This window comes from Agrilactobacillus composti DSM 18527 = JCM 14202 (assembly GCF_001436375.1).
Classification (GTDB): domain Bacteria; phylum Bacillota; class Bacilli; order Lactobacillales; family Lactobacillaceae; genus Agrilactobacillus; species Agrilactobacillus composti.
The window spans coordinates 41,370-46,930 of sequence record NZ_AZGA01000041.1 but is presented as its reverse complement, the minus strand read 5'-3'; the positions used below and the strand labels follow the sequence as shown (position 1 = coordinate 46,930).

Genomic DNA, 5,561 nt, shown 5'->3' with positions numbered 1-5,561 from the left:
TCGGCACTGCGCAGTTCAATACCATTGCTGGCGCTGTTGATAACCCCAGTCCAAGTCACCGTCTTGGTGATTGGGGCGGGTGTTTGATCCCCAGCGCCTTGGAAATTCACGGTATAAGTGATTTTCTTCGTGACAGTTTCTGTATTGGCCGTGACGACTACTTGATAGGTATTACCCGTAGGATTGCCATCTTTATCCAGGGTCGTATCGGTATATTGTAATGTTGTCGGGTCAATCACATTGCCCTTCGCATCCAAGACATCGGTTACCGTATAGTTTTTGTCAATGATATCGCCCTTGGCGTAAGGGGTCGCACTGCTGTAGGCACTACCAGCTAACCCACTGGTGGTTTTATCAGCTTGACCAGCGTTGTAAAGGGTAAAGTTACCGTTGGCATCTTTGACCAGGACTTGCCAAGTATCGGTGACTTGGCGCGTTGGGATAACGGTCAAGGTAGTTGAATCAGTTGTGCTGGTCGGTTGACCTTGGTCATTATAAGGGATGGCACTGGCGAAAACTTGGTAAGTCTTATTCATCACCGAACTCTTAATATCCCCATCGGCCAATTTGGTTTCATAAACAAGCTTGGCTAGTGTTTTGGAAGCTGGGCTAGTAACGTTAACTTTAACACTGGCGGCTTTGTCAAAGGTTGTGGCCTGACCCGCGCTATCTAAATAGGTGATAGTGGCATCACCAGAGATATCTTGACCGATATCATTCAAGATCTTAACTGGGGCTGTCAAGTACAGGTGTTGTCCGGTGTTGTCCACCAGATTTACAGTGGTCCTCATACGATTGACGGCCAAGCCATTGTGCAAGTTTTGAGTAACAATAGCAGTTGGATTGGTCATATCGACTTTTGCAGTGTGGCTGTCGATGATATCGCTAGAGCCCTTAATGCTAGTTGACTGTGAGAACTCAAAGTCGTCATTGATCGTAATTGTGAAGTCTTCGCTCTGCGAAGAATTATGATAGACATTGCCATTGTTCCAATCATCTTGATAAGATATGCCCCGCGTTAATTGGGTGGCATCGGGTCGAAAAATGGCGGCATCAGGACGGACTGCAAAGTCCCAAGAGTTAAATTTAATTTGGGTACCAAGGGCCAAATTACTATCCACAATCACTGGAATCAATTCAGCTAGCACACGGCCATTCTCATAGTTCAGATGAGAAATGTACAGCACCGTATCACCATTTTTATCTGTGAAGGTTTGAACCGTTACATTGGGGTGCCTCCACCAGGCTTTGCGTAGCGCATCTTCACCGGCAAAGGTAGTTCCTTTGGGGATACGGACATAACCGCCGAGAGCATCGGGGTGAGTTTGGACATAGGTGGCATAAGTTGCTTCATTTTGACCAGGGGCATATGGGGAGGATTTCCCCATTGTCACCCCTGCGGAAGCTAGGGATAGTAAGTTATCACTGAAATAAATTGTTTGGCCAGGACTGGCATATTTAATACTTTTGCCAGTATAATTAGTTACGTCACTCCAGATAAAGGTACCTGGCAACGTCGATCTATCTTGCCACAAGGTAATGGCTGGGCCATAGCCATAATTTATTGTAAGCCATTTTTCATGCGTACGCATAATCTTATCAGCGGCGTCTTTTATTGTGCCATTGAGATGATATTGGACGGTTACTGGATCTTTGGTATAAAAAGTTGCATGATACAGAAAAACTTGATGAGCGTTCCAAGTGCCTCTGGATCCTGGCGGTCGGACAGCATCCACGCTGCGGATGGTCACAGAAACAACGGGGTCGCTGGCGGACCCAACCGTTGCCACATAGTCGCTTTGGCCAGCGACTATTTTTTGGGTATCAGTTTGGCCATTGGTAGTAGTGAAGATGACTTCCACATTATCCGTGAAGCCAGCACTTTCCCAATAACTAGGGCTCCCAATATTGGTGACACTAGTGAGACTCATGCTGTTTGGAACACTTGGATTAATGGTTAACTGTGCTTCAGGGTGGCCGAGATAATCAGAAGTATTAATATCAACAGCATAGCCCCAGAAAACAGCTGAGGTTATATCTGTTGGCCCTGGGGTAATTCCAGATATATCGGAGGCGTTGCTACTTCCACTGGTGTTATCACCAGTGGTCCCATCAAAGTAAATTTCGTGAAAAGATACATCATCGTTTGAACGGCTGGCTAGTTGGGGCTGGTTGCTGGTCAGACTGTCCTTTTGATAGGATCCAGACAAATCATGAGTTTCCTGGTCGTTGATAGCTTTGCTATCATCACTGGTTGTCTTAGCAATTTTAGTATCACTTACGGCTTGATCTTGATCGATTGTTGCGTTAGGCTGTGTAGTTGGTTTATCCGTCGTTTTAGCAGTGGCGGATTGTGCCGCGGTAGCATCTACTGACGCTGTCTTGGTTGCAATAGTGGTAACCGGCGCTGATGTGGTGTCGGTGCCGGCCATAGCTGGCTGTGTCGAAGCGGTCGTTGGTGTATAAGTAATGTAAGGATTACTGTTAATAGTGGCAATTGTCCCAGCGACGTTGATCGTGGCGCTCAGGGTTGGTTGATCAGCTGTGTAACCCGCCACAATCGGGGCATTGACGGTGATGGTTGAGCCAGTGGTCCCGGTAATGGCAACCGTTTTAATCCCTAGGGAGGTATTAACAGTTGTTTGTAAAGCAACAGTTCTGGGTTCAACGGGTGTCGGTTGGGCAACGGCAGTGGCTACTGCCTGTGGTGTTGTTGTGGTTGGCTCAGCAGTATTAGCCACTACAGCAGTAGCATGAGTTTGTTGGGTTGGTGTCAGTGTATCTGCTTGAACGATTTGCGTTTGGTCAGTCAACACGGCAGTTCCTAAGAAAAGTAAGCCAGAACTAACGGCAATCCATAATTTTCCTGACTTATAAAGCTTTTTATAACCTTGGCGATTCTTCATCATTTTCTCAAATCCTTCATGTGATAGACTTGTCTAATATGACGGCAGACCATCGCGACTTCGGGGTGATAAACGACTGTGTAACAGACTAAATGTATTCAAAAAAGACAGCGCTTTCAACTTAACTATTTCTAAATTTATTATAATTAAAAAATATAGATAAATCAACTTTATTATTTTTATTGATATATTTTGATAAGAATAACTTATTTTTAAAATAACGAATTAAGTGCGCTGTGGCCCGCCAGAATAAATCAAAAATACTGGAGTGAAAGCTTTAATCTAGAGAACTTAAAAAATATAGTCTCCATTTTTTTGAAAATATTTTTATTTTTATGCCATTTATCAAGACATAATTACTATTAAAAGATTTTTTTGTTTTATTGGCATACCTCTGTTATATCTTTGTCTGAAACTTAGGATTTTTTCAAGGAAATAATGCAATAGCTTTAGATGACCTGCGAGTTACTGCTCGACCAGGGACGAACTTGTATTGTAAGGCCCATCATTTATGACAAGATGGTGAATGTCGCGTAATAGGGAGTTTATCGATAAGACGGTGATGAGGGTCATTTTGGGCACAGTTTAAGACTGAGCGGTTGAATCAACGTTCAGAGTGTTTTGAGACCTTAGAAGGATTAAAGGCATATGTTCATGCGGGTTTGACTTGCTTTGCGACAAAATGTAGAACATAAAATAACGGCTTGACTCCGAAAGAACTTCGGAATCAAGCCGCATAAAATTTCTAAATAAAACTTCTGAGATTTTTGTTTTTCATCGGTGCATTTGACAGCGACCCTATCATTTTTAGGGTCTTTTTCGTTACAATTTTCAAAGCTGAGGAATTTCGTCCCAGCCGCGTTTTGCATTTGGCGTTGAACTTATTTTTTATCGGCAGGTTTGCTTGTCTTATCCTGGCGTTTACGACGTAGGGCGATTAACCCAGTTAGGGTCGCAAAGCCCAAGATACCCACACCCAGCACTTGCAGCCAAGTTTGTTTAGCTTCACCAGTTTGCGGCAGTGGCGTTAAGCCGGTAGCCTTTGCTGGTGTTTGCTTGTTCTTGGCATCATTTGGCGTACCAGTTGCGTTTGAATTGGCGGTATTGACCAATTGACCTAGAATGCCATTGGAACTTGGCGTCGTCGTTGGTTGTGGTGTCGCCGGTGTAGTAGGCGTTGTAGGTGTTGTTGGTGTAGTAGGTGGTGTGGTTGGCGTTGTCGGTTCGGTAGGTTTAGTTGGATCAGTTGGCGTTGTTGGTTTGCTAGGGTCGGTCGGTTTAGATGGGTCGGTTGGTGTTGTTGGTTTACTAGGGTCGGTCGGTTCTGTTGGGTCGGTTGGTGTAGTAGGCTTGCTAGGGTCAGTCGGTTTTGTCGGATCGGTTGGTTTGCTAGGGTCAGTCGGTTTGCTAGGGTCGACGTGTTTCTTGATATAGACGATAGCTTTGCCATCCTTGGTGATGGTCACAATTGTAGAACTTGTGGCATCGTAGCCGGCAGGAACACTGCCCTTCACATCAACGGTAGAACCCGGTTTGCCTGTCACCGTCATAGAATGGATAATCTTACCATTCTCGTCCACGAAGTCAACGTTAGTGGCAACATCTGCTTCCACCGGTGGTGTGGTTTGTTGTTTTTTAACATGAACGATAGCTTTACCATCTTTGGTGATAGTGATGATCGTGGAATCGGTTGGATCGTAGCCGGCAGGGACATCATTCTTCACATCAACGGTCGTACCAGGTTTACCAGTCTTGGTCACGGAATGAATGGTATTGCCATTTTCATCCACGAAATCAACGTTGGTGGACACGTCTGCTTCAACAGGTGCGTCTTTTTTGACCTTGATGTTAACCGTACCATCTTTAGACAACGTAACAGTGGTTGAATCAACAGCAGTATAACCGGTAGGGACATCGGCAGAAACATTCACACTGTCATTAGTTTTCCCGGTCTTGGTTACGGATTTAACAGTTTGCCCAGTTGTTTCATCGACGAAATTAACGGTGGTGGTCACGTCAGTTTCAACAGGTGCTTCCTGTTTAACTTTGATATTAACGACACCATCTTTAGATAAAGTGACGGTAGTTGGGTCAACGGCCGTGTAGCCAGTCGGCAGGTCAGCAGCGACATCAACTTTGTCATCAGCCTTCCCAGTCTTGGTTACGGATTTAACAGTTTGCCCAGTTGTTTCATCGACGAAATTAACGGTGGTGGTCACGTCAGTTTCAACAGGTGCTTCCTGTTTAACTTTGATATTGACCACACCGTCTTTAGATAAAGTGACGGTAGTTGGGTCAACGGCCGTGTAGCCAGTCGGCAGATCAGCAGCGACATCAACTTTGTCATCAGCCTTCCCAGTCTTGGTTACGGATTTAACAGTTTGCCCAGTGGCGTTATCCACGAAATTCACGGTGGTGGTCACGTCAGTTTCAACCGGCGCTTCCTGTTTAACTTTGATATTAACGACACCATCTTTAGATAAAGTGAGGGTAGTTGGGTCAACGGCAGTGTAACCAGTTGGCACATCAGCAGACACATCTACCTGGTCGTCAGCTTTCCCGGTCTTGGTCACAGACTTGATTGCTTCGCCAGTGGTTTCATCGACGAAATTAACCGTTGTAGTGACATCAGTTTCAACTGGGGCATCTTTTTTG

The 5,561-nt window shown here is 45.1% G+C and carries 2 protein-coding genes; both read right to left on the bottom strand.

Annotation, left to right across the window (positions count from 1 at the left end; genetic code table 11):
• The coding region (locus FC83_RS07150) for a hypothetical protein (protein WP_201782545.1) at positions 1 to 2,909 on the bottom strand (2,909 nt) is incomplete at its 3' end.
• Positions 2,910 to 3,787: 878 nt separating this feature from the next.
• Positions 3,788 to 5,561 (bottom strand): LPXTG cell wall anchor domain-containing protein (locus tag FC83_RS07145; RefSeq protein WP_201782544.1); only part of this gene is annotated, 1,774 nt, incomplete at its 5' end.